The sequence below is a fragment of the Chryseobacterium sp. SN22 genome, assembly GCF_008329705.1.
Lineage (GTDB): Bacteria > Bacteroidota > Bacteroidia > Flavobacteriales > Weeksellaceae > Chryseobacterium.
On sequence record NZ_VTSX01000005.1, the window covers coordinates 177,659 to 199,295 of the forward strand.

A 21,637-nucleotide genomic window follows, 5' to 3' on the forward strand; every position below is an offset into this window, starting at 1 on the left:
GATATGAAAAAATTATATGACGAACTTTCATACAAAGTAAGTAAACAAACCACCCAGCAGTACAGCACAAGCTTTTCATTGGGAATTCTCGCCCTTTCTTCAGCGATCAGAAACCCGATTTATGCCATTTACGGATATGTACGCCTTGCCGATGAAATTGTAGACAGCTTTCATGATTATAATAAAGAAAAGCTTCTTTTGAAATTTAAAGATGAAACCTTTCAGGCCCTTGAGGACGGGATTTCATTAAATCCGGTCATGCAGTCTTTTCAGGAAACTGTGCATAAATACGATATCGACAGGCAGCTGATTATTCAGTTTTTGAAAAGTATGGAAATGGATCTCCAAAAGATCGATTACAATTCAGATCTTTATAAAGAATACATTCTCGGTTCTGCTGAAGTGGTTGGCCTGATGTGTCTGCAGATCTTTGTCAACGGTGACAAAAAACAGTATGAAGCTTTGAAACCTTTTGCTATGATTCTGGGATCGGCATTTCAGAAAGTAAATTTCCTGAGGGATATGAAAGATGATTATTATACTTTGGGAAGAAGCTATTTCCCGAACCTGGATATGACTTCATTTGATAATAACGTAAAGCTTTCAATAGAAAAAGAAATAGAGGAGGAGTTCAGGCAGGCACTCATCGGAATTAAAAAGCTTCCTGCATCTTCAAGGTTCGGCGTTTATCTTGCCTACAAATATTATGTATCCTTATTTAAAAAAATTAAAAGAAAATCTGCAGAGAAAATCCTGAGTGAAAGAATAAGAATTTCAAACGGTGCCAAGATTTCTCTGATGATGAGCTGTTACGTACAGTACAAAACTTCTTTCTTATAGATTAATACCACTTAAACTATTTATATGAATTTCCTTATCCTGGCCGCCACCTTTTTTATTATGGAAGGAATAACGTGGCTTACCCATAAATACGTTATGCATGGATTTCTCTGGTCATTGCACAAAGACCATCATGATCACAGCAGTGAAGGACCTATGGAAAAAAATGATTATTTCTTTGTCATCTTTGCCCTCCCGACTATTATGCTGATGTATTACGGAACCATACAGGGTTTTAATCACTGGTTCTATATCGCCTTAGGAATTGCTCTGTATGGAATGGCTTATTTTTTCGTACATGATATTTTTATCCACCAACGGCTTAAAGTATTCCGGAATACGGAAAATCCTTATCTGTTGGCCATCCGCAGAGCACATAAACAGCATCACAAGCATACCGGAAAAGAAGAAGGTGAATGTTTTGGCTTTCTTTGGGTTCCGGTAAAATATTTTAAAATGTACTTTAATAAAACAAATAAATGATGCTGCACTACACTTACCTTCTCATTAATTTTTTTACCATCATTATTTGTTTTATTTTTTCCTTTCATCCCAAAATAAAATTTAACAGGCATTTTGGGGCTTTTCTCCTAGGCTCATTTATAGTGGCCGTAGTATTTATCATTTGGGATGCCTGGTTTACAAAAATAGGCGTGTGGTGGTTTAACGATCAATATCTGATAGGCATACGGTTTCTGAAGCTGCCTATTGAAGAGATTCTCTTCTTTTTCTGCATTCCTTTCGCCTGTATCTTCACCTATTTCTGCCTGGACAAATTTTTTAAACTGGACTGGAAGCCGCTCCGGGAGAAAGTTTTTGTAATGATTTGTATCCTGCTTGCTTTGATGATCGGGATTTATTTTATTGATAAAATTTATACCAGCATAACCTTTATTACCACAGCATTCAGCCTAGCGGTCCTGCATTTCGTTTTAAAGGTACGGTGGATCGGAAAAGCTTCATTTGTTTATTTTCTTCTCATGCCGGGATTTTTAATGGTAAATGGTATTCTGACGGGAACCGGTCTGGAATCGCCGATTGTTAATTATAATCCCAGAAATTTCATAGGCATCAGGATCCTTACCATCCCTATCGAAGATACAGTGTATGGATATGAACTTATTTTATGGAATATCTTCTTTTTTCAGAAATTTAAAAGGAAAGAGCCGGTTGAAAACAAGTAATTGGGAAATTATCTGTTTAATCTTTATTAAAATATACAGAAAGATTAATTTTTTTCAGAAAATATAAAAAATGGCCTGTTTTATGTAAAGACAATAATAGCTGTAAAGCACTTGACATCAACACACCAATCACTTAAATATAATAGTATGAAAAATTTTAACGAATGGGAAATTTCATCTTCCCTGAACAAAGAAATCGAACGTCAAAAAGCACTTAAAGCACTTGAAAAAGCGAAGATGATCAAAAGAAAGGTGGTCTATCTGCCAATGGGTGCTACCGGAAACATCAAATATAATAATTTTGTATAGCAATGAATAAAAGAAGCTGTTTCAATTCTGAAAGGGCTTCTTTTAATTATATCCCGGATCTGACTGTTATCTTAAGTCACAATTAAGAGCTTATGATCCTGGTCATAAAACTGCGGTATTTTTTATCGTTAAGTTTATCTGCACTACGAACTAAAAATTTATCAACCATTTATTAATATTATGAAAAAGACAATTTTAGCCCTATTAGCCGTTGGAACAATGGTGGCTTGTAAGAAAAACGAAACTACAACTGCAAACGAATCAGCCGATAGTACGGCTATGTCTGCACCGGCAGATACCGGCATGACAACAACTACGGGCGATTCTGCTTCAACCATGAACCAAAACAATGGTGCAGCCAATACAACGTTGAGCGATCAGGACAAAAAATTTGCTGATGCTGCTGCGAAAGGAGGGATGATGGAAGTAATGATGGGCGAACTGGCTAAGACCAACGCACAGAATGCAACCGTAAAATCATTAGGCGCCATGATGGTAACGGATCATGGTAAAGCTAACGAGGAACTTAAATCATGGGCTTCTATGGCAAAATATACATTACCGACAAGCCTTGATGCGGAGAAGCAAAAAAAATACGATGATCTGAAAGCTAAAAAAGGAGCGGAATTCGACCGTGCCTATACGGATCTGATGGTAAGCGATCATAAAATGGATATCGCCGAATTCAAGAAAGAAGCTTCATCAGGTACTGAATCTTCATTGAAAGCTTTCGCCAGCAAAACGCTTCCTACATTGGAGCATCACTTAATGGAGTCTGAAAAAGCAAAAGCTGCCGTAAAATAAGCTGTATCTAAAGTACAAGCTGTAACAATCAGCTTTATTTAAAATTAAAAGTTATCCTGAATATTCAGGATAACTTTATTTTTTGTCCTGAAATTGATTAAGGCATTGAACGGAGTTACGGCTGAAGAACGGGAATAGGGAAGATGAAAGTTTCTCTCAATTGATATTATTCATACCAGATTAACGTGAATCCGATAATATTTAATTATTTTTCAGTTTTTAAAGAAAATAAGGAAATAGAAATGATTAGGAATCTTAATAAAGCTTTCCTTTGTTCAATGCAAAAAATCGTTTAATATTCAAGACTTTTAAAAGTATTTGGTTGAAGGGACTTCCAGTATCCGGCTTTTTTCTTCCTGCCTTTAATCTGCTTTCTACTAAGAATTTACGTTAGATTAATTTAATGCTTGCAGGTTTTACTCTCTAAAGCAATATTTGTGTAGTAAATTATCAAAGTTCAGCAACACCGGAATTTCGGAGAGGTTATATCTCTTATTAAAATCTGGATTAAAGGATCATTATCAGAAATCAGATAAATATTACCGTATTCATTTTTGCATTTGTCCTGTTTATATTGAGTTAAATAAGATTCGATAATGAATTTTGAAACAGAATGTTAGATAGAGATAATTGGAATTTTGGTTTAATCCTTCAGCTCGATCCACACCGGGGCATGATCACTGCTTTTTTCCCAGCCACGGACGTGTTTATCTACACCGCCGGAATATAATCTCGGTTTCAGATATGGACTCAGCAACAGGTGATCCAGCCGGATTCCCGCATTACGGTCGTAAGATTTATAAAGGTAATCCCAGAAAGTATAGATTTTTTCTTCTGGAAATAAAGTACGGATGGAATCGGTCCATCCTTTCTTAAGCAGATCTGCAAACGCTTTCCGTACTTCAGGCCGGAATAAGGCATCATTTTCCCAACGTTCGGGTTTATGAACATCAAATGGAGTAGGAATGATATTGAAATCCCCGATCAATACGGCCGGAAGATCCATTTTTACCAATTCATCGGTCCGTTCTATGAAACGTTTGAGCCAATTTAATTTGTAATCGAATTTAAGACCCGGATAAGGATTTCCGTTCGGAAGATACAGGCAGCAGATTACCATCTGATTGACGATCGCTTCTATGTATCGGCTCTGGATATCTTCCTCATCACCCGGCAATTCCCGTTGGACTTCTGTAATTTCATATTTCTTTTTAGCTAGGATGGCCACGCCGTTCCAGCTTTTCTGCCCTTTCCATATCACATGGTAACCGGCGTCGTGAATTTCAGCTTCCGGAAATCTTTCCTGTGGGGCCTTTAGTTCCTGCAGACCTACAATATCAGGATCGGCTTCCTGTAGCCATTTGAGAAGGACAGGAAGCCGAGCGTTTATGCCGTTTACATTGTAGGTGGCAATTTTCATAAATATATTTTAACGGAATTTTGTCCCGGAATTTCTATGGTGGCCTGCTGCTGCAATACCATGGAAATTATTATAGGTGTAGTACAAATCTTTAAAGTAGATTTCCGTATCCATTTCGTTTCTCTCCAGGTATGGCATTGATCTTTCGGCAGATAATGACTCATAAGCATATTTAACTTTAGAAGCTGCTTCCTTCTTTTTGCAGTTGCAGTACCGGTGGTCATCTTTTACATGTGTTTCCAGATCGGTAACTACAATCTGAGTATTTTCCATATTTCTGGATTTGTCGAAAGTTTTACAGTCAAGTGTAAACCACGGTTCACCATGATAAAAAAAATGATCCGTGATGTCCGGATGAGTTGCGTTTTTTTGCTCCAAGGGTGCAGCTGAAAAATAACCGTTGCATTCTGTGCAGACAGCGACTTGTATTTTGATCGACATAGTGTATTGATATTAATGGTGTACCTCTGCTATATCACAAGTTGTGCCATACCGGTCTTAAATTAAATTTTTGATGAATAAATGCATCATGTATTGGAAGGGAAAGACGGAAGCTGGAAGATATTTAATTTACAGGATAAAAAAATCCCCGACTTTCGACGGGGATTAAAAAACTAATAACCATGAAAACTCAAATTAAACATGAGAAATTCGGTGCAAATATATAAACAAAAAAATAAACCCCTGCAAAAACAGGGGTTAAATTTGAAAAATATATTTAAGTGAAAAAGTGTTATGTCTTCTTATTCAAACACCGTGCCGTGAATAATTTTTCACAAAGAAAATTTTGATATAAATTACCAGATCAGGTTAATTTTTTGATCATAATAGGCTAAAATGACTTAAGAAAAATATCTCCACTTTTTTTTATGTGTTTTTTTTTATAAATTCACGCAGATTTTGCATTCTGGTATATCTATTGATGCAGGATACAGAATGACTTTTTTTCAGAATATTCCATATATTTTTGAAACTGATCTAAAAATACTTAATTATTGATTTTACGTTTCTATGATCTTAATTGTTGATGATAACCAGAGTAATCTTTATTCATTAAAAAAACTGCTTGAATCCAAAGATTTTCAGGTCGATACGGCTGATTCGGGGGAAAAAGCCCTGGGAAAGGCTCTTAAAAACGATTATGCCTTAATCATTTTGGATGTGCAGATGCCGGATATGGATGGTTTTGAAGTGGCTGAAACGTTGGCCGGGTACAGCAAAACAAAAGAAGTGCCGATTATATTCCTTTCCGCAGTAAATACTGAAAAAAAATTTATCACCAAAGGATATGCTTCAGGAGGAAAAGACTATGTTACGAAACCCGTTGATCCCGAAATCCTTCTTCTTAAGGTAAAAACATTTTACAATCTCCAGGAACAGAATATTGCGATGAAAAAGACGCAGCAAAGTCTGGAACTGGAAGTAAAAGGGAGAAGGGAATCCCAGGTAACCATGAAGTCCCAGATCGATCACTTCCACCTGATGCTGGAGTCTCTGCCTCAGATTGCTTTTACGCTCAATGAAAATGGAATTGTAGATTTTGTGAATGTAAAATGGGCTCAGTACTCGGATTCCGATAAAGAATTTCCTGAAACCCATCCTGATGATTTCAACATAAAGGAAGAACTCGAACGCTGCAGAAAGAAAGGGAAAGCCCTTGAAATGGAAGTCCGGATCAGGAATAAGGAAACCGGAAATTACCGCTACCACCTTCTCCGTATTACACCCGTACACGAAGAAAACAGCATTAAAAACTGGGTCGGGACATTTACGGATATTGATGATCAGAAAAAAGTGGAAAAAGAAAAAGATGAATTCCTGAGCATTGCCAGCCATGAGCTCAAAACCCCTTTGACGAGTATTAAAGCTTATGTTCAGCTGCTCGAAAGAAAGCTGAAGCTCAGTAAAGAAAGTACGGAAGCCGGATTTGTCACAAAGGTGCAGGACCAGATCGAAAAACTCAATACCCTCATTACCGACCTGCTGGATGTTTCAAGAATTGAAAATGGAAAACTGAAAATTACCCGCAAACCCACCAACCTGGCAAGCGTAATCAACAATGCTATTGATACGATTTTGCAGACCCATGATGAAAACAGGGTAAAAATAAAACGTGACGGAATTCTTCCGGATATTTTAATCCCAATTGATGAAATCCGCATCGAGCAGGTCTTAATCAACTTTCTCACCAATGCCATCAAATATTCTCCGAATAACAATCAGGTGATAGTAACCACCTTTCTTGATGAGGAAGAGCAGGAAGTAAGGGTAAATGTAACCGACTTCGGAATAGGAATTCCGGATTATAAGCAGGAAGCTGTTTTCCATAAATTTTACAGGGTCGAAGAATCTTCACTCCAGTTCCAGGGGATGGGCATCGGCCTGTTCATCTGTTCGGAAATCATCAAGCAGCACCATGGCAACATCGGGGTCTCAAGTAAAGTTGACGAAGGGTCAACATTCTATTTCACCTTACCATTAAATTAGTTTTCATGCCGAAAAAAATTATACGGAATCTCCAGTTTGGAGTCGCTCTCTCACTTGTTATTCTGATAGCGAGTTCAGTAGCTTCTTATTTCAGTATCCAGAACCAGATGAACCACCGGGAAAGTGTGGGAAAAAGCAGAAGGGCAGTAACCGCTGTTAAAGATGTCATGTTATCGCTTCTGGATGCCGAAACCGGAAACCGCGGTTACCAGCTTACCGGAAAAGAAAGTTTCCTTGAACCTTTCAACCGCAGCGTTGCTGAATATTCCAAAACTTTTCAGTATGCCAAAGGGCTGGAAATTACGGACCCTCATCAGAAAAAGCTGCTGAGTGAATTGGAAAAAAATGCAGATCACAACATTGCCACGCTGAAGCTTTTTGTGCAGAACCGCAGAAACGGACTCATGATGACACAGCAGCAGATTCTGGACAGCAAAGTCTATATGGACCGCAGCCGGCAGATTGTAAGGGACTTTTCGCAGTATGAAGAAAATCAGCTTGCTCTAAAAAACAAGGATCTCAACCGTTCTTCAAACACAACGGTGATGTTCATCATATTTTCTGCCATAGCCGCTATTGTTGTAACCACATTCTTCTATTTTAAACTCAGGGCCGACCTGATCCGCAGGGAAAAGCTGGAAAAAATGCTCAGGACAAAAGATCTTGAAATTTCCAGAAGGGTAAATGCCATTCAGAAAATTGCGAACCGGGTAGCTAACGGCGATTATAGTCAAAAAGTAGTGGACACTGCTGAAGATGACCTTGGAGAATTGGTGGAATCACTCAATAACATGACGGAATCGCTGAAATTTTCATTTGATACCATTAACAGAAGCGACTGGCGCCAAAAAGGTCTTGCCATACTGAATGAATCCCTTGTAGGGAATAAAACGGTAAAGCAGGTAGCTACTGCTTCATTACAGCAACTGATCGAATACGGAAAATGCATCAACGGTTCCATTTATCTGTACGATGATGGTTTATTAAGGCTCACAACAGCATTCGGACTGGAAAACAATATGAAGAAGGTTTTTGAGCCCGGAGAAGGAATGGTAGGGCAGACTTTCATCAGCGAAAAGACGCAGGTGTATAACAACCTGCATGAAGATGATTTTGTAGTGACTTTTGCAAGCAGCGCCATCCAGATTTACGGTATTATGCTAATTCCGATTTTTGCTGACGGTGTAATTATAGGAATTATGGAATTGGGATCAACTTCCAATTACGAACAGGACCGTGTAGATTACTTTGTAGAATGCAGCAGGAATATAGGCATTGCCTTAAGTGCAGCAAAAGGGAGGGAAAAAGAACAGCAGTTGCTTGAGGAAACGCAGGCACAGTCTGAAGAGCTGCAGGTACAGCATTCCGAACTTGAAAATTTAAATACCGAATTGGAAGCCCAGACCCAGAAGCTGCAGGCTTCTGAAGAAGAACTGAAAGTACAGCAGGAAGAGCTGATGCAAGCGAATGCCGAACTGGAAGAACGTTCAAGGCTTTTGGAAGAAAAGAATCACCTGATCGCCGAACGCAACAACGAAATTCAGAAAAAGGTGGAGGAACTTGCTTTGAGCACCAAATACAAATCGGAATTCCTGGCCAATATGTCCCATGAATTGCGTACACCGCTGAACTCAATCCTGCTTCTTTCCAGGCTGATGGCTGAAAATCCTGATGAAAACCTGAATGAAGACCAGATTGAATCGGCAAAAGTAATCCAGAGCTCCGGAAGCAGCCTTTTGACTTTAATTGATGAAATTCTTGATCTTGCTAAAATCGAATCCGGAAAAATGACTCTTGAATATCAGAAGGTTATTATCGAAGATGTTGTAAAAGACCTTAAAAATCTTTTCAATCCCGTATTCCAGGAGAAAAAGCTTCTGTTTAATATTGATATTGAAGCGGATGCCTGGAAAAGTATTGAGACTGACCGGTTAAGAGTAGATCAGGTATTAAGAAATCTCTTATCGAATGCCCTGAAATTTACGACCAAAGGCAGCATCGGTTTACATATTAAAAAAGATCCTGAAAAAGAAGACTTTATCATTTTCTCAGTAAAGGATACCGGGATCGGAATTGCGGAAGACAAGCAGAAGATTATTTTTGAGGCTTTCCAGCAGGCAGACGGTTCTACAAAAAGAAAATTCGGGGGAACCGGTCTGGGATTATCGATCAGCCGTGAAATCGCCCGGTTGCTGGGAGGCGAACTCATTCTGAAAAGTAAAGTGAATGAAGGCAGTGAATTCAGCTTGGTTATTCCAATAAAGGAAGCAACGGAAATTAAGCCTGCGGAAAATGATCAGAACCTGGTAAAAACAATCCGTGAAGAAGTAGAAGAAATCCAGCATATTCTGGATGAAGGGGAAGAAGAAATAAAAGAAGAAGTTAATACACTTGAAATCCCGGAAAATGTAGATGATGACCGTTACCTGATAAAAAAAGACGATAAAGTTATCCTTATCATCGAAGACGATACGAATTTTGCCAAAGCCCTGCTGAAATATGCTCACCTCCAGAATTATAAGGCAGTGATTGAAGTCAGGGGAGACCGTGGCCTTGCCGCAGCGCTGCAGTTTAAGCCTCATGCGATCCTGCTGGATGTGCAGCTGCCGGTAAAAGACGGATGGCAGGTGATGGACGATTTAAAATCGAATCCCGATACCAAGCACATTCCGGTGCATATGATGTCCTCGCTGCATGTAAAAAAAGAAAGCCTTATGAAAGGTGCTATCGATTTTATCAGCAAGCCGGTGGCTCTGGATCAGATGACAGCAGTATTTAAAACTATTGAAGAAGCCCTGAAAAAAGGACCCCAGAAAGTTTTAATCGTGGAAGAAAACGCAAAGCATGCCAGTGCATTGTCTTATTTTTTAAGCAATTTCAACATCTCGCTTTCGGTAGAAAATAATGTGGAAGACAGTGTGAAGGCACTCACTTCCGACCGTGTAGACTGTGTTATTCTCGACATCGGATCTTCGAAAGGAAATGAATACCAGATCGTAGAATCCATTAAAAGCTATGACGGACTGGAAAACCTGCCGATCATCATTTTTACGGAAAGAAACCTATCCAAATCCGAAGAACTGAAAATCAAGCAGTATGCAGACTCAATTGTTGTAAAGACCGCTCATTCGTACCAGAGGATTCTGGATGAGGTCGGTTTGTTTTTACATCTCGTAGAAGAAAAGAACAACTCCATCGAAAACGTAAGGAATAAAGCGCTGGGCTCTTTAACAGAAGTTCTGAGCGGGAAAAAAATCCTGATCACGGATGATGATGTAAGGAATATTTTCTCCTTAACGAAAGCACTTGAGAAATATAAAGTGGAAGCGGTAGTAGCCATGGATGGGAAACATGCCCTGCAACAGATTAAGGAAAACCCTGATGTCGACGTAATCCTGATGGATATGATGATGCCGGAAATGGATGGATATGAAACGATAAAAGAAATCAGGAAAATGCCTAAATTTACGAGGTTGCCAATTATTGCCATCACGGCAAAATCCATGATCGGAGAAAGAGAAAAATGCATCACTGCGGGCGCTTCAGATTATATCTCGAAACCTGTGGATATCGATCAGCTGCTTTCCCTGCTTCGTGTTTGGTTATATGAAAGTTAAACAGCCAGAATTCTGATGAACAAGAAAATTTTAATTGTGGACGATGATCCGCGTAACATCTTTGCCCTGAAACTCACCCTAAAAGCACGGGGCTATCAGACGGAAAGCTGTACCATGGCCCGTGAAGCCATATCGGTCCTGGAAAGGGACGGCCAGTTTCAGGCGGTGCTGATGGACATGATGATGCCTGAAATGGATGGATATCAGGCGATAAAAATTATAAAAGAAATGCCGTCTGCCAGAGACATTCCTATCATTGCCGTTACAGCCCAGGCGATGCCGGAAGACCGGCAGAAATGTCTGGATGCAGGGGCGGAAGATTACATTTCCAAACCTATTGATGTGGATAAATTGATAACAGCGATTGAAAAACTGATGTAAATGCTGGAACCTAGTATTATAAAAGATGAAGAAGTAGAATATCTGATCAAGGATGTTTACGATATGTACGGTTACGATTTTTCGGAATACAGCCGCGCTTCGTTTAAGCGGAGGGTCAACCGGATATGTCTCATCGACAGGTTTACCAGTTTTGCGGAATTAAGATATACCATCCTTAATGATCCTGAATACCTGAAACGGTTCATTGAAGAGATTACAGTAAATGTGACCGAAATGTTCCGCGATCCCCAGTTTTTTAAAACCCTGAGGGAAAAGATCCTGCCACAGCTGGGTACTTATCCGCTGATCCGGATCTGGGTAGCCGGATGCTCGACGGGGGAAGAGGCTTATTCCATGGCCATTCTTCTAAAGGAAGCCAATTTATACCAGAAATCGCTGATTTACGGAACCGACCTTAATCCATCGGTACTGGAAACAGCGAGAGCAGGAGTTTTTCCATTGCAGCAGATGAAGCTGTACTCCGAAAACTATATCCAGTCCGGCGGTAAAAAGGATTTTTCGGATTATTACACCGCGAACTATGACAGTGTAAAATTTGATAAAAGCCTGCAGGAAAAGCTGATCCTTTCTACACACAATCTGGTTTCTGACAGCTCTTTTAACAGTTTTCAGTTAATTATATGCCGAAATGTTCTTATTTATTTTGACCGCGGTCTGCAGGAAAGGGTATTTCGGCTATTCGACAACAGTCTGGAGAATCTGGGATTTTTGGCATTGGGTGCAAAAGAAACGATAAGATTTTCTAAATTAGACAGAAACTACCACCAGGTTGATGATCAGAAAGTCTGGAAAAAAGTAGATCATCATTAAAAACCCCTACCCATGAAAGTAAATGGCACCAACACTGAACTAATAGTAATAGGCGGTTCTGCGGGAAGCCTGCAGGTTATTATAGAGATGATCAAAAAGCTGGATGATCCGATTAGCTTTCCTATTCTTCTTGTAGTGCACAGAAAAGCCCAGGCAACAAATATCCTGCAAACCCTGCTTCAGCAGTTTTCTCGGGTGGAAGTTATTGAAATCGAAGATAAAACTGATATTCAGAAAAATAAAATATATATTGCGCCGGCAGATTACCACCTGCTGTTTGAAGATAAAAATACCATGTCGCTGGATAGTTCCGAGAAAATGAATTATTCCCGTCCGTCGATTGATGTCACCTTGAGATCGGCTGCAGAAGTTTACGAAGAAAATGTAATCGGTATCCTGCTTTCCGGGGCTAATGCAGATGGGGTGGAAGGCCTGGCGTATATCAAGAAAAACAGAGGCAGAGTCTGGATCCAGGATCCCGAAACGGCGGAAGTGGATTACATGCCTAAGCATGCGGTGGAAGAAATTGATTATGATTTAATTATTAATTCCGGTAACTTAGCGGATTATATCAATCAGCTGTAAAATAAAAAGAAATCCCTAACTACGTTAAAAATATAAAATTAGTATGAGTAAAAAGAAAATCCTGATTTTCGATGATGATAAAACCATTCTTGAAGTAATTACGATCATTTTTGAAGAAAACGGTTATCATGTGGAAATATCAGAAACCTCGCATGATATTCTGGAGAAAGTAGCCCAGTATCAGCCGGATGTGATCCTGATGGATAACTGGATTCCGAAAATAGGCGGAGTGGAGGCAACAAGGCTTCTGAAAAGCCATGAGGAATTTAAAAGTATTCCTGTGATCTATGTAACGGCCAACAATGATATCGTGGCTTTGGCCAAACAGGCACAGGCAGACGATTATGTGGCAAAACCTTTCAATCTGGAAGACCTTGAGGATAAAGTAGCGCAATACCTATAATAAACAGCAGGGTTATCTGAAAAACAGAAGTCCCTGCATCATCTGCAGGGACTTCTGTTTATTTATACTCTCCGGATTTCATATAATCCTTCTGAATGAATTCCAGTGTTCTTTAGGATAATTCCGGAGTTTCATTTTCATCGATTGTATGCTGCAGCTGCCTGTATTGATTTCTGTAATCAGGGAAGTAAGGAACCGCTTTATTTCAGGATCCGACAGGATTTTATCTGAAAAAGTAGTTGCAATAATTGGTTTTCTTGAAACTAGGTTTTCTATAAATGTATATTCATCAGTGAGGTCAATCTGTGTATTAAATTGCTGTTGAATGATATAATTTAAGTAGTTGTTGATTAATTCTTTGTTTTCTGATAAATTTTCCATCTCTTAGGGTGTTTCATGTATTACAATAATATTCATGCCACAATCATTGTTTATCTGAAAATTACTGTATTCTTTGTTATCAATTATAAAATCTTTAAGAATCTTTAGTAAAAGCTTTGGTGATTTTAAGTTTTTTAGAATAATATAAATTATTCTGCTATATCGAATAAACAAATTGCCTCTGTAATCAATTGGCTATACTTAGCAAAAAGTTATCCAAAAATGATTTTCGGCAAAAAAATTGTTACACAAATACTGAAATTATTGCCAAATCACCAAAATTTGATTATATGAAAATAAGAACTTACCAAATGCTGATTGCAGCATCAATGCTATTTGCAAGTTGTTCCGAAACGATTGATGAAAATGAGAACAACGGACCTGCACTTCCGCCAGTAGAAAACAATGCCGCCAATACCAGTTATCAGCCTGCCTTTCCGGGACAAACGCGGGCAAACGGTGTAAGAACATCTACCGGTTACGTCGGGGAAGTCGTTACTTCATCTTTATCTTCACCGTGGGGAATTACCAGTCTGCCTGACGGCAGATTGCTGGTAACCGAAAAAGCGGGAACCATGAGAATCGTCAGTACAACCGGGACTGTCAGCAGTGCAATTACGGGACTTCCTGCGGTAAACTCAGGAGGGCAGGGCGGATTGCTGGGCGTTTGTATAGATCCTCAGTTTTCATCCAACCGGATGGTATACTGGGTGTTCTCTGAAAACGTTTCAGGAGGAAATTTAACTTCGGTGGCGAAAGGAAGACTTTCCAATAATGAAACAACCATTGAAAATCCGGTGGTTATTTACAGGGCGGCACCTTCAGCCAATGTCGGGAACCTCCACTATGGCGGAAGAATTCTGTTCGACAATACCGGAAACTTATTCATCAGTACCGGGGAACGTTCGGATATTTCGACCCGGCCTCTTGCACAGTCGGTAACTGCTGCTTTGGGAAAAATTTTAAGAATTACTACCAGCGGTCAGCCGGCATCGGGAAATCCTACCTTTGCACAGTCGGGAGCATTGCCGGAACTGTACAGCATCGGGCATAGGAATCCGCAGGGCATTGCCATCCATCCGGTAACCGGAGAATTATGGCAAAGTGAGCACGGCCCGAGGGGTGGTGATGAAATCAACAGGGTACAGGCGGGTAAAAATTACGGCTGGCCAACCATCACTTACGGAATTGAATACAATGGAGCCACTATTGGAAACGGAATTCAGCAGCAGTCAGGGATGGAACAGCCCGTGTATTACTGGGATCCTGTAATTTCGCCGAGTGGAATTACCTTCTATAAAGGAAACACCATTCCTGAGTGGCAAAACAACCTTTTTGTTGCTTCATTGAGCGGGATGCATATTGCCAGATTGGTGATCGAGAACAATAAAGTTGTCGGTGAAGAAAGGCTGCTTGCCAGTGAAAACCAAAGGTTCAGAGATATTACCCAAGGTCTTGACAGCAACCTGTATACGGTAACGGACGGCGGAAAATTATACCGCATCCGTAAGCAGTAAGCAATTGGCTTTTAACAGCTAATAACGGTATGAGTCTTATAATTTGCAGAAAGTAATGCATAAGTATTGCTCTCTGCAAATTTTTTATTGAATTTTAAAATTTCGCTTTCAGAATTTTCTGATTTTAAAACTATTTTCCGCCGCCATCATTTTTCTCAACATCGGTTTTGGTATTTCCTTTCACTTTCTGGTTTCCGAAACGTTTTACAAAAGAGATTGAAGCACCGTACCAGTCCCATTTCGAAGCATTCCTGAAAGTTCCGCCCTGTACATAAGTCGTCGCATCGTAATTCGGCCGCTGGAAAATATTCATCAGCTGAAGGCTGACTTCCATCTGGGTTTTCGGGAATATTTTCGTTGCCGAGATATTATGGAAGATATTCGGCTTGTTGGTGACAGAGTTTCCGTTGTTCTGGTTGGAGACCTCAACCCATGCACTGATATTGATGTTTTTATTAAAAAGATTCGTATATGAAAGATTGGTGGAGGCACTCAGGTAACTGATGTAGCTGTCGGCATTGCTCAATTTGTTTTTCAGGTTGAAATCGCTGTTGTCGATATAATACCAGCCCAAACCTACATTTACGGTGAATTTGTTTTTGAAAAAAGTCTGGTTTGTATTGGCAAATACATAATATTTATGCACCTTGCCTGCGAAGTTGGACTCCTGGGAAATGGTTTTGCTTCCTTCCGTAATATAATCGGTCCAGTAATCCTGATCGGTGAACATATACCTTGCGGAAATAAAATACTTTTTAAGGATTCCCAGTTTCATATAAAGCCGGTCGCTGGGGTTGGGCTCCAGACTGATGTTTCCTCTGGTGTAAAATCCGTCGCTGTTAGGGATCAGGAACGGGTTGAATTCCGCGTACCACGGACGCCAGATGTTTTTATTGTAAGTTAAGCTCAGGTCATATTTATCGGAGAAAGAATATTTCAGCAAAATATTCGGTAACAGTTTGCCGTACGAATCTTTACGGGAAGTACCGGCAACGTCCTGCCGGATTGTATAATCGATGTGTTCGTAACGGAGCCCGATGCGGGTTTCGAGTTTTTTGAAAAAAGTCTTGCTGTAATTGGCATAAAGCGAGTTGATGTTGTCTTCATAGTGAAATACATCATGGCTGCTGAGTCCTGAAAGCATATTGCCGTAAAGGCTGTTTGGAATTATATTATTGTTAAAATCCATTTTTCCTCCTACCTCAAAGGTACCGCCTGATTTTCCAAGCGGCTGGGTGTAATCTGCTTTTACATAATAATTACGGTTTTCGGTATCGGTAAGAACCCCGGTTTCCTGATTCTGTATTACAGGTGGTACCGCATTATCGATGATGCTTTTAACGAAAAAGTCGTTGATGAAATTACCGTAGTAATTGCTGCCCAGATTGATATCCAGTATTTTATTCTTTTCCTTATCGTACCATTTGTAGAAAAGGTTGGTCCCGAAATTCCGGTTCAGGCCGCTGGAGTTCTGGCTTTGGACGTACGAGTTGTCGAATTTATCGCCGTTTATATATTTCAGTCCGTCAGCGCCGGAATTAGACAGGGAGTTGCTCTGGTAATATTCCAGAATCATTCCTACCGTATTTTTGCCGTTAAGCTCAAATTCCGAAGTCGATGAAAGAGACGGGCTTTTGGATTCGGATATGGTTTTTGAATTCCGGAAGGTGGTGGAACGATCTTCATACATCTGCTGAATGCTGGAGTTGCTCTGTACACTGGTATTGTTGGCGTAGCTGCCGATCAGGGTCTGGGTAAAATTTTTCTTATGGTAATTGACGTTGAAATTGATGTACTGCGAGTTTTTGGTATTCTGACGGTTGTTTAAGGTAATGCTTCCTTTGAATCCTTCGTCATCCCTTTTTTTCAGGACGATATTGATCACGGATCCGGTGGCTTCGTACCGTGAAGATGGACTGGTAATCACTTCAATCTTCATTAGGTTGTCGGCCGGGATGGTTTTTAAATATTCCTTTAATTCTTTTCCGGTAAAAACGGATTTCCTGTCGTTGATATACACGGTAACCGTTTCGCCTTCCGCTTTGATGGCGTCGTTGTTATCGATGCTTACCAGCGGCGTCATTCTCAGCACATCCCAGGTCGTGTTTCCGGCAAGCACGGAACTGTTGGCAACGTTGAAGACGGTTCTGTCGACTTTGGATTCTATAGTGGGTTTTCTTACCGTAACGGTAACGCCCTCAATGGCTTTTTCCTTTGATTTAAGGGTGTCCTTCTCCGTTTGTGCAAAGGTGAGAATGCCTGCCAAAAAAGCAATGGGCATCAAAATATTTTTCATGTAAACCAGGTTTCTACCCATAAGACACCTAAGGGAGAATATTTGTTACATCAGATCGAATTTATTCTACAAAATATTTTAAAACCGTAAAATCGTTTTATATAAAAAAAATAAAAAAGGCTGTTCCTGAAATACCGGACAGCCTTTTGGTTTTTATTGAATTACCTTGTCTTTCTTATTTACCGTATGGGCTGAAAAATATCCGAGCGCGCCGTTGCTGATGTTGCCTGGCGGATTGGCAGGGGTTATGCCTGATCCGGCACCGCCATCCAGAATCTGGAGCAGGGCGGAATAATAAGTAAATATATTCTGGTCGATACACTGCATTTCCACATGAATGGTATCTCCTGCATTTACTTTGACGCCGTCTTCATCATTAGGCATCAGCAGTGGCCTCTGATTAGGCAGCCCGTTATTCACGTTATCGGAAAATTCAGCAAAAAACTTCTGGGAACCATTATTTACCGAATAGATGAAAAGATAACGGTTGCCAAGTGCCGGGGGATCCGTAAAAACCGGCAGCAGGGTATAGGTGGTTTCTCCCGCTATCAGAAAAGAATCCTGATCCAACCCGTCGAACGATACCGGCTGCGGCATGGTGCTCCGGGCAGAATACTGCTGTCCTTCCGCATTCACCTTCAGTGTATAGGTTCTTCCCGGTTGTGCGGTGAAAGTATTGGTAACGTAATATCCGTCTCCTGCGTAAGTCAGGGTTTCGGCCTGCCCCGCATTATCGCTTACCACAACCTGCGCATTTTCAATAGCAGTGTAAGGTAGAGAAGAGCTGTAAGGCACCGACTTGGTAATTTTAACAAGATAAGGCCCGCCCCCGTCTGTGATATTTCCTTCGATCACAATTTTTCCGCTTTGGTCGTCCAGGTCAAGATCGATGTCTTTTTCACATGAGGTCAGAAACAACAGGGATAATATACTTAAAAACAGATTCTTCATCGGTTAAAATTTAAAATTATAGGTAATATTCGGAACCCAGCGGAACAGCGAAGTCTGTACGGCGCGGTAGGTTCCCGGATTGTCCGGATTGTCTTTGAAGGCGATGGAGTAGGCGTTTTCCCTTCCGTAAATATTATAGACCCCAAAAGACCAGGAACCTCTGAAACGCTTATGGCTTTCGGGTTCGTACGTCACATTCAGGTCCATCCTGTGATAGGCCGGCATCCGGTCGGCATTCCTGCTGCTGTACTGGAGGATGGCCTGGTCATTCAGCACGTATTTTCCGGTCGGAAAGGTAACAGCATTTCCGGTGCTGTACACAAATAATCCTGAGAAAGACCATTTGGGATTCAGCTGATAGGTAGCAACCACCGCCAGGTCGTGGGTCTTATCTATCCTCGCATTATACCATTGGTTGTCGTTGATTCCTTCGATCTTTCTTTCGGTTTTGGATAAAGTATAAGAGATCCAGCCGGTCAGTTTTCCGCTTTTCTTCTTGGCGATCAGTTCCAGTCCGTAAGCTCTTCCTTTCCCGAACAGCAGTTCACTTTCCACATCTGCTGCCGTATCGAAGGTAATCTGCGCCCCGTTTTTATAATCGATCTGGTTTTGCATGGATTTGTAGTACACCTCAGCATTCAGCTCATAATTGTTGTTGCCGAAATTCCGGCTGTAGCCGAAGCTTACCTGGTCTGCAATCTCCGGCCTTACTGTGTAGCTGGTTCCGATCCATTGATCCGTCGGGTTTCCGCTTCCGCTGTTGCTCAGAAGATGCAGGTTCTGGGTATTCCGGGCATAGCCCCCTTTGATGCTGCTTACTTCGTTGATGCGGTAATTGGCGGTAATTCTCGGCTCTGCATTAATGTAAGTTTTTCCGAATTTACCTTTACCAAGGAATTCCGAACCGGTAAGCGCTCCTTTATCATAAAGGTTATAAGTGTCACCTCCCAGGACACTGAACAGCGAGAGCCTCAGCCCGTAGTTGACCGTCAGTTTTTCAGTCGCTTTAAAATCATCATTGAAGTAAAACGCATTTTCCCAGGAATACCTTGGGTTTCTTGGATAGCTGCTCACGCTCGTTCCCGAAGCGCTGCTTGGTGTGATGATGTGATATACTGACTGCAGCCCGAATTTTACCGAATGCTTATTGCCGGCAAACCAGGTGAAGTCCTGCTTCAGGTTCCAGTCTTCGATCTTGGAAGACAGCCCGAAGGTATTGTTGTTGCTGCTTACGCTGAAATCGTAGTTGTAATTGCTGTAGATCAGCGAGGTGTTGGAAAATAATTTACTGCTGATGATGCTGTTCCAACGGAGAGTCGCCGTGGTATTTCCCCAGTTTGAAGCAAAGGTATCGCCCAAGCCCAGCACGTCGCGCCCGAAATATCCGGATAAATACAACCGGTTATTGTCATTTACCTGATAATTGGCTTTTAAATTCAGGTCGTAGAAATACAGCTTGTTGTCTTTAAAATCATCCGTCGCTTTCAGGAACAGATCGGCATACGTTCTCCTTCCCGAAACAATAAATGATGATTTCTCCTTCTGGATGGGTCCTTCCACGCTTAATTTGCTGCTGATAATCCCGATTCCCCCATTTATGTTATAATCTTTGTTGTTCCCGTCTTTCATCTTTACATCCAGTACTGAAGAGAGCCTTCCGCCATATTGTGCCGGACTGTTTCCCTTGATGATGCTGGCATCCTTCAGGGCATCGCTGTTGAAGGTACTGAAGAAGCCAAGCAAATGGGAAGCATTGTATACCGTTGCTTCATCCAGCAGGATGAGATTCTGGTCGGTAGCACCGCCCCGCACGCTGAATCCGCTGTTTCCTTCGCCGTTGCTCTTAATTCCCGGCAGAAGCTGGATGGTTTTCATTACGTCCTTCTCTCCGAACAGGACAGGAAGCTTTTCAATATTCCTGATGCTGATCGTTTCCGTGCCCATCTGGGCAGAACTCAGGTTTTTGTCTTTCTTGATGCCTGAAACAACCACTTCATCAATGGTAGCCGTTCTTGCTTCACTTTCTCCTGGATCCAGCAGCAGATCCTGTTTGGTATTATCTTCTATTGCAATTTCCTGCCGGAAGTCTTTAAAGCCGGGGGTGGAAATAATCAGGTGATAAGTTCCTTGTGGCAGAGATAAGGAATAAAAGCCGTAGTCATTTGATATGACGGAAATACCGGGGTTTTCAGCTACCTTTACGGTAACGCCGATGAGCAATTCACCGTTTTTCCGATCTTTTACTGTACCGCTCACCGAGTAATTCTGCTGGGCAAAAACAACCGTGCTGAAACAGAGTGCTGCTGCAGAAGCGGCGGTTTTCATAGATAATATCTGCATGTAAGTTTCTTTGTTATTCGAATGAAAGTTTAAATATAAGCCTAATACTTTTCAAGTATATAAACAATCGGTGAATTTTTATCAAACAGCCGTGAAAATACCGCTTTACGCTATCCGATTAAATATGATTAAAATATTACCATTAAGGTTAAGTTCTATGTAAAATGAATTTCTATAGTCAACGGGAATTTTTATCCTGAGTCCGTCGGAAGAAGCCCATTTATTCGGCCTTAGCCAAATTTATAATAATAAGAAAGTTCCCGCCTATTCCTCTGATTTCTGTTCAGATTCCAGGTTATCTGAATGAATACCGTTTAAAAATATCATATTTTTGCGAAAATTCTTTCCGGTTATGAAAAATGCTTTAAGTTGGACCTTGGTTTTATTTCTTATCGTTTCGCTTTTGCATAATTGCCTGAGCAATAAGGTGCAACAAGAGATCGACCGGAAAAATGCTTTTATGGATCGACTGAGGAAAGTATATTCATCAGGTGATATTTCGAAGTGGCCGAAACCAATCCTGGATCCGGAGTCTGTACCTTCTTTTGTGGAGATCGGTCATTTGCCTGAAAATTCATTTCCTGAAGATAATCCGTATTCGAGAGAGAAGGAATTATTGGGGAAAACGCTTTTTTTTGATCCCAGGCTCTCGAAGTCTAATCAGATTGCCTGTGCTTCATGCCATGATCCGGAACTGGGCTGGTGCGACAACAGGACGTTTTCCTTCGGCCACGACCGGCAGTCCGGAACCCGTAATGCCATGAGTATTCTGAATGTGGCTTATGCCCGATCGCTCTTTTGGGACGGCCGTGCAAAAACACTGGAAGCACAGTCGCAGATGCCGATTGAGGATGAAAAAGAAATGGGGGAGCACATCGATATTGCCGTCGGAAAAATTTCAGGGATCAAAGGATATGACGTCTTATTTAAAAAAGCATTCGGTGATAAATCGGTAACCAAAGACCGGATTTCGAAAGCCATTGCCGCTTTCGAAAGGACGATAAAAAGCAGACCCGGAAAATTTGATCTTTTCATTGACGGAAAATCTGATGCATATACCAATGACGAGTTGATGGGTCTGCATCTTTTCCGCACAAAAGCACAATGCATGAACTGCCACAATTCGGGGTATTTTTCCAATAACCGTTTTGAAAATATAGGGACCTCCCGGATGGGGGAAAAAGGAGAGGACCTGGGAAGGTATCTGGTTACGAAAAGTCCGGAAGATGCAGGGAGATTCAGGGTGCCCGGCCTGCGTGAAGTATCCCGGACAGGACCGTGGTTCCATAAT

Annotated in this window: 19 protein-coding genes; 13 read left to right on the top strand and 6 right to left on the bottom strand. The window is 41.0% G+C overall.

The annotated features are described in order from the left end of the window. The first annotated feature begins 3 nt into the window (after positions 1-3). The 5 genes from FY557_RS04965 (at position 4) to FY557_RS04980 (ending at position 3,137) form a co-directional block, all read left to right on the top strand. Positions 4-840: a phytoene/squalene synthase family protein gene (locus FY557_RS04965; RefSeq protein WP_149246186.1), complete on the top strand. Its 837-nt coding sequence runs from the start codon at positions 4-6 to the stop codon at positions 838-840. 24 nt (positions 841-864) lie between these two features. Continuing rightward, positions 865-1,323, top strand: coding sequence for a sterol desaturase family protein (locus tag FY557_RS04970; protein ID WP_149246187.1), 459 nt, complete (start codon positions 865-867; stop codon positions 1,321-1,323). Then, positions 1,323-2,024: a lycopene cyclase domain-containing protein gene (locus tag FY557_RS04975; RefSeq protein WP_149246205.1), complete on the top strand. Its 702-nt coding sequence runs from the start codon at positions 1,323-1,325 to the stop codon at positions 2,022-2,024. Before FY557_RS04970 ends, FY557_RS04975 begins: the two co-directional genes overlap by 1 nt. 147 nt (positions 2,025-2,171) lie before the next feature. Further along, entirely contained in the window at positions 2,172-2,333 is a 162-nt protein-coding gene (locus FY557_RS20055; protein ID WP_185151653.1) for a hypothetical protein, read from the top strand. Between the two features lie 180 nt (positions 2,334-2,513). Continuing rightward, the gene (locus FY557_RS04980; RefSeq protein WP_149246188.1) at positions 2,514-3,137 is read left to right on the top strand and encodes a DUF4142 domain-containing protein; all 624 of its coding nucleotides are present in this window, start codon (positions 2,514-2,516) and stop codon (positions 3,135-3,137) included. A 643-nt stretch (positions 3,138-3,780) separates the two neighbouring features. Here FY557_RS04980 and xth read toward each other — a convergent pair. Together xth and FY557_RS04990 are read right to left on the bottom strand one after the other, a co-directional pair. Further along, the gene (xth, locus tag FY557_RS04985; protein WP_149246189.1) at positions 3,781-4,557 is read right to left on the bottom strand and encodes an exodeoxyribonuclease III; all 777 of its coding nucleotides are present in this window, start codon (positions 4,555-4,557) and stop codon (positions 3,781-3,783) included. A 9-nt stretch (positions 4,558-4,566) separates the two neighbouring features. Further along, a complete protein-coding gene (locus FY557_RS04990) occupies positions 4,567-4,830 on the bottom strand; it encodes a hypothetical protein (protein WP_149246190.1) in 264 nt (87 codons plus the stop codon). Between the two features lie 738 nt (positions 4,831-5,568). On the opposite strand from FY557_RS04990, the gene FY557_RS04995 reads away from it, so the two are divergent. Genes FY557_RS04995 through FY557_RS05020 form a run of 6 tightly spaced genes read left to right on the top strand, consistent with a single transcriptional unit; the run spans position 5,569 to position 12,861 of the window. Further along, positions 5,569-7,044: a response regulator gene (locus FY557_RS04995; protein WP_149246191.1), complete on the top strand. Its 1,476-nt coding sequence runs from the start codon at positions 5,569-5,571 to the stop codon at positions 7,042-7,044. 5 nt (positions 7,045-7,049) lie between these two features. After that, on the top strand, positions 7,050-10,661 hold the full coding sequence (locus FY557_RS05000) for a response regulator (RefSeq protein WP_149246192.1): 3,612 nt from the start codon (positions 7,050-7,052) through the stop codon (positions 10,659-10,661). A gap of 15 nt (positions 10,662-10,676) precedes the next feature. Next, positions 10,677-11,042, top strand: coding sequence for a response regulator (locus tag FY557_RS05005; RefSeq protein ID WP_185151654.1), 366 nt, complete (start codon positions 10,677-10,679; stop codon positions 11,040-11,042). Continuing rightward, positions 11,043-11,873 carry a CheR family methyltransferase gene (locus FY557_RS05010; RefSeq protein ID WP_149246194.1) on the top strand — a complete coding sequence of 277 codons (831 nt, stop codon included), beginning with the start codon at positions 11,043-11,045 and terminating at the stop codon, positions 11,871-11,873. 12 nt (positions 11,874-11,885) lie between these two features. Beyond that, a complete protein-coding gene (locus tag FY557_RS05015; protein WP_149246195.1) occupies positions 11,886-12,458 on the top strand; it encodes a chemotaxis protein CheB in 573 nt (190 codons plus the stop codon). A gap of 43 nt (positions 12,459-12,501) precedes the next feature. Continuing rightward, a complete protein-coding gene (locus FY557_RS05020) occupies positions 12,502-12,861 on the top strand; it encodes a response regulator (RefSeq protein WP_149246196.1) in 360 nt (119 codons plus the stop codon). 78 nt (positions 12,862-12,939) lie between these two features. On the opposite strand, the gene FY557_RS05025 is transcribed toward FY557_RS05020, so the two are convergent. Further along, the gene (locus FY557_RS05025; RefSeq protein ID WP_149246197.1) at positions 12,940-13,242 is read right to left on the bottom strand and encodes a hypothetical protein; all 303 of its coding nucleotides are present in this window, start codon (positions 13,240-13,242) and stop codon (positions 12,940-12,942) included. Between the two features lie 290 nt (positions 13,243-13,532). On the opposite strand from FY557_RS05025, the gene FY557_RS05030 reads away from it, so the two are divergent. After that, entirely contained in the window at positions 13,533-14,759 is a 1,227-nt protein-coding gene (locus tag FY557_RS05030; protein WP_149246198.1) for a PQQ-dependent sugar dehydrogenase, read from the top strand. Between the two features lie 130 nt (positions 14,760-14,889). Here FY557_RS05030 and FY557_RS05035 read toward each other — a convergent pair whose 3' ends face one another. The 3 genes from FY557_RS05035 to FY557_RS05045 all read right to left on the bottom strand — a co-directional run bounded on the left by FY557_RS05035 (position 14,890) and on the right by FY557_RS05045 (position 20,346). Then, entirely contained in the window at positions 14,890-17,055 is a 2,166-nt protein-coding gene (locus FY557_RS05035; protein WP_149246199.1) for an outer membrane beta-barrel protein, read from the bottom strand. A gap of 153 nt (positions 17,056-17,208) precedes the next feature. After that, positions 17,209-18,006: a DUF4249 domain-containing protein gene (locus tag FY557_RS05040; protein ID WP_149246200.1), complete on the bottom strand. Its 798-nt coding sequence runs from the start codon at positions 18,004-18,006 to the stop codon at positions 17,209-17,211. A gap of 3 nt (positions 18,007-18,009) precedes the next feature. Beyond that, positions 18,010-20,346, bottom strand: a complete 2,337-nt coding sequence (locus FY557_RS05045; RefSeq protein WP_228451707.1) for a TonB-dependent receptor — start codon at positions 20,344-20,346, stop codon at positions 18,010-18,012. 352 nt (positions 20,347-20,698) lie between these two features. Between FY557_RS05045 and FY557_RS05050 the strand changes: the two genes are divergently transcribed. After that, positions 20,699-21,637 (top strand): cytochrome-c peroxidase (locus tag FY557_RS05050; protein WP_149246201.1); only part of this gene is annotated, 939 nt, incomplete at its 3' end.

Coding starts and splice junctions, on each gene's coding strand:
- FY557_RS05040 (WP_149246200.1), bottom strand. CDS start 18,006: ATGAAGAATCTGTTTTTAAGTATATTATCCCTGTTGTTTCTGACCTCA.
- FY557_RS05035 (WP_149246199.1), bottom strand. CDS start 17,055: ATGAAAAATATTTTGATGCCCATTGCTTTTTTGGCAGGCATTCTCACC.
- FY557_RS04975 (WP_149246205.1), top strand. CDS start 1,323: ATGCTGCACTACACTTACCTTCTCATTAATTTTTTTACCATCATTATT.
- FY557_RS04980 (WP_149246188.1), top strand. CDS start 2,514: ATGAAAAAGACAATTTTAGCCCTATTAGCCGTTGGAACAATGGTGGCT.
- FY557_RS04995 (WP_149246191.1), top strand. CDS start 5,569: ATGATCTTAATTGTTGATGATAACCAGAGTAATCTTTATTCATTAAAA.
- FY557_RS05010 (WP_149246194.1), top strand. CDS start 11,043: ATGCTGGAACCTAGTATTATAAAAGATGAAGAAGTAGAATATCTGATC.
- FY557_RS05025 (WP_149246197.1), bottom strand. CDS start 13,242: ATGGAAAATTTATCAGAAAACAAAGAATTAATCAACAACTACTTAAAT.
- FY557_RS05020 (WP_149246196.1), top strand. CDS start 12,502: ATGAGTAAAAAGAAAATCCTGATTTTCGATGATGATAAAACCATTCTT.
- FY557_RS05005 (WP_185151654.1), top strand. CDS start 10,677: ATGAACAAGAAAATTTTAATTGTGGACGATGATCCGCGTAACATCTTT.
- xth (WP_149246189.1), bottom strand. CDS start 4,557: ATGAAAATTGCCACCTACAATGTAAACGGCATAAACGCTCGGCTTCCT.
- FY557_RS20055 (WP_185151653.1), top strand. CDS start 2,172: ATGAAAAATTTTAACGAATGGGAAATTTCATCTTCCCTGAACAAAGAA.
- FY557_RS05015 (WP_149246195.1), top strand. CDS start 11,886: ATGAAAGTAAATGGCACCAACACTGAACTAATAGTAATAGGCGGTTCT.
- FY557_RS05000 (WP_149246192.1), top strand. CDS start 7,050: ATGCCGAAAAAAATTATACGGAATCTCCAGTTTGGAGTCGCTCTCTCA.
- FY557_RS04970 (WP_149246187.1), top strand. CDS start 865: ATGAATTTCCTTATCCTGGCCGCCACCTTTTTTATTATGGAAGGAATA.
- FY557_RS04990 (WP_149246190.1), bottom strand. CDS start 4,830: ATGGAAAATACTCAGATTGTAGTTACCGATCTGGAAACACATGTAAAA.
- FY557_RS05030 (WP_149246198.1), top strand. CDS start 13,533: ATGAAAATAAGAACTTACCAAATGCTGATTGCAGCATCAATGCTATTT.
- FY557_RS05045 (WP_228451707.1), bottom strand. CDS start 20,346: ATGCAGATATTATCTATGAAAACCGCCGCTTCTGCAGCAGCACTCTGT.
- FY557_RS04965 (WP_149246186.1), top strand. CDS start 4: ATGAAAAAATTATATGACGAACTTTCATACAAAGTAAGTAAACAAACC.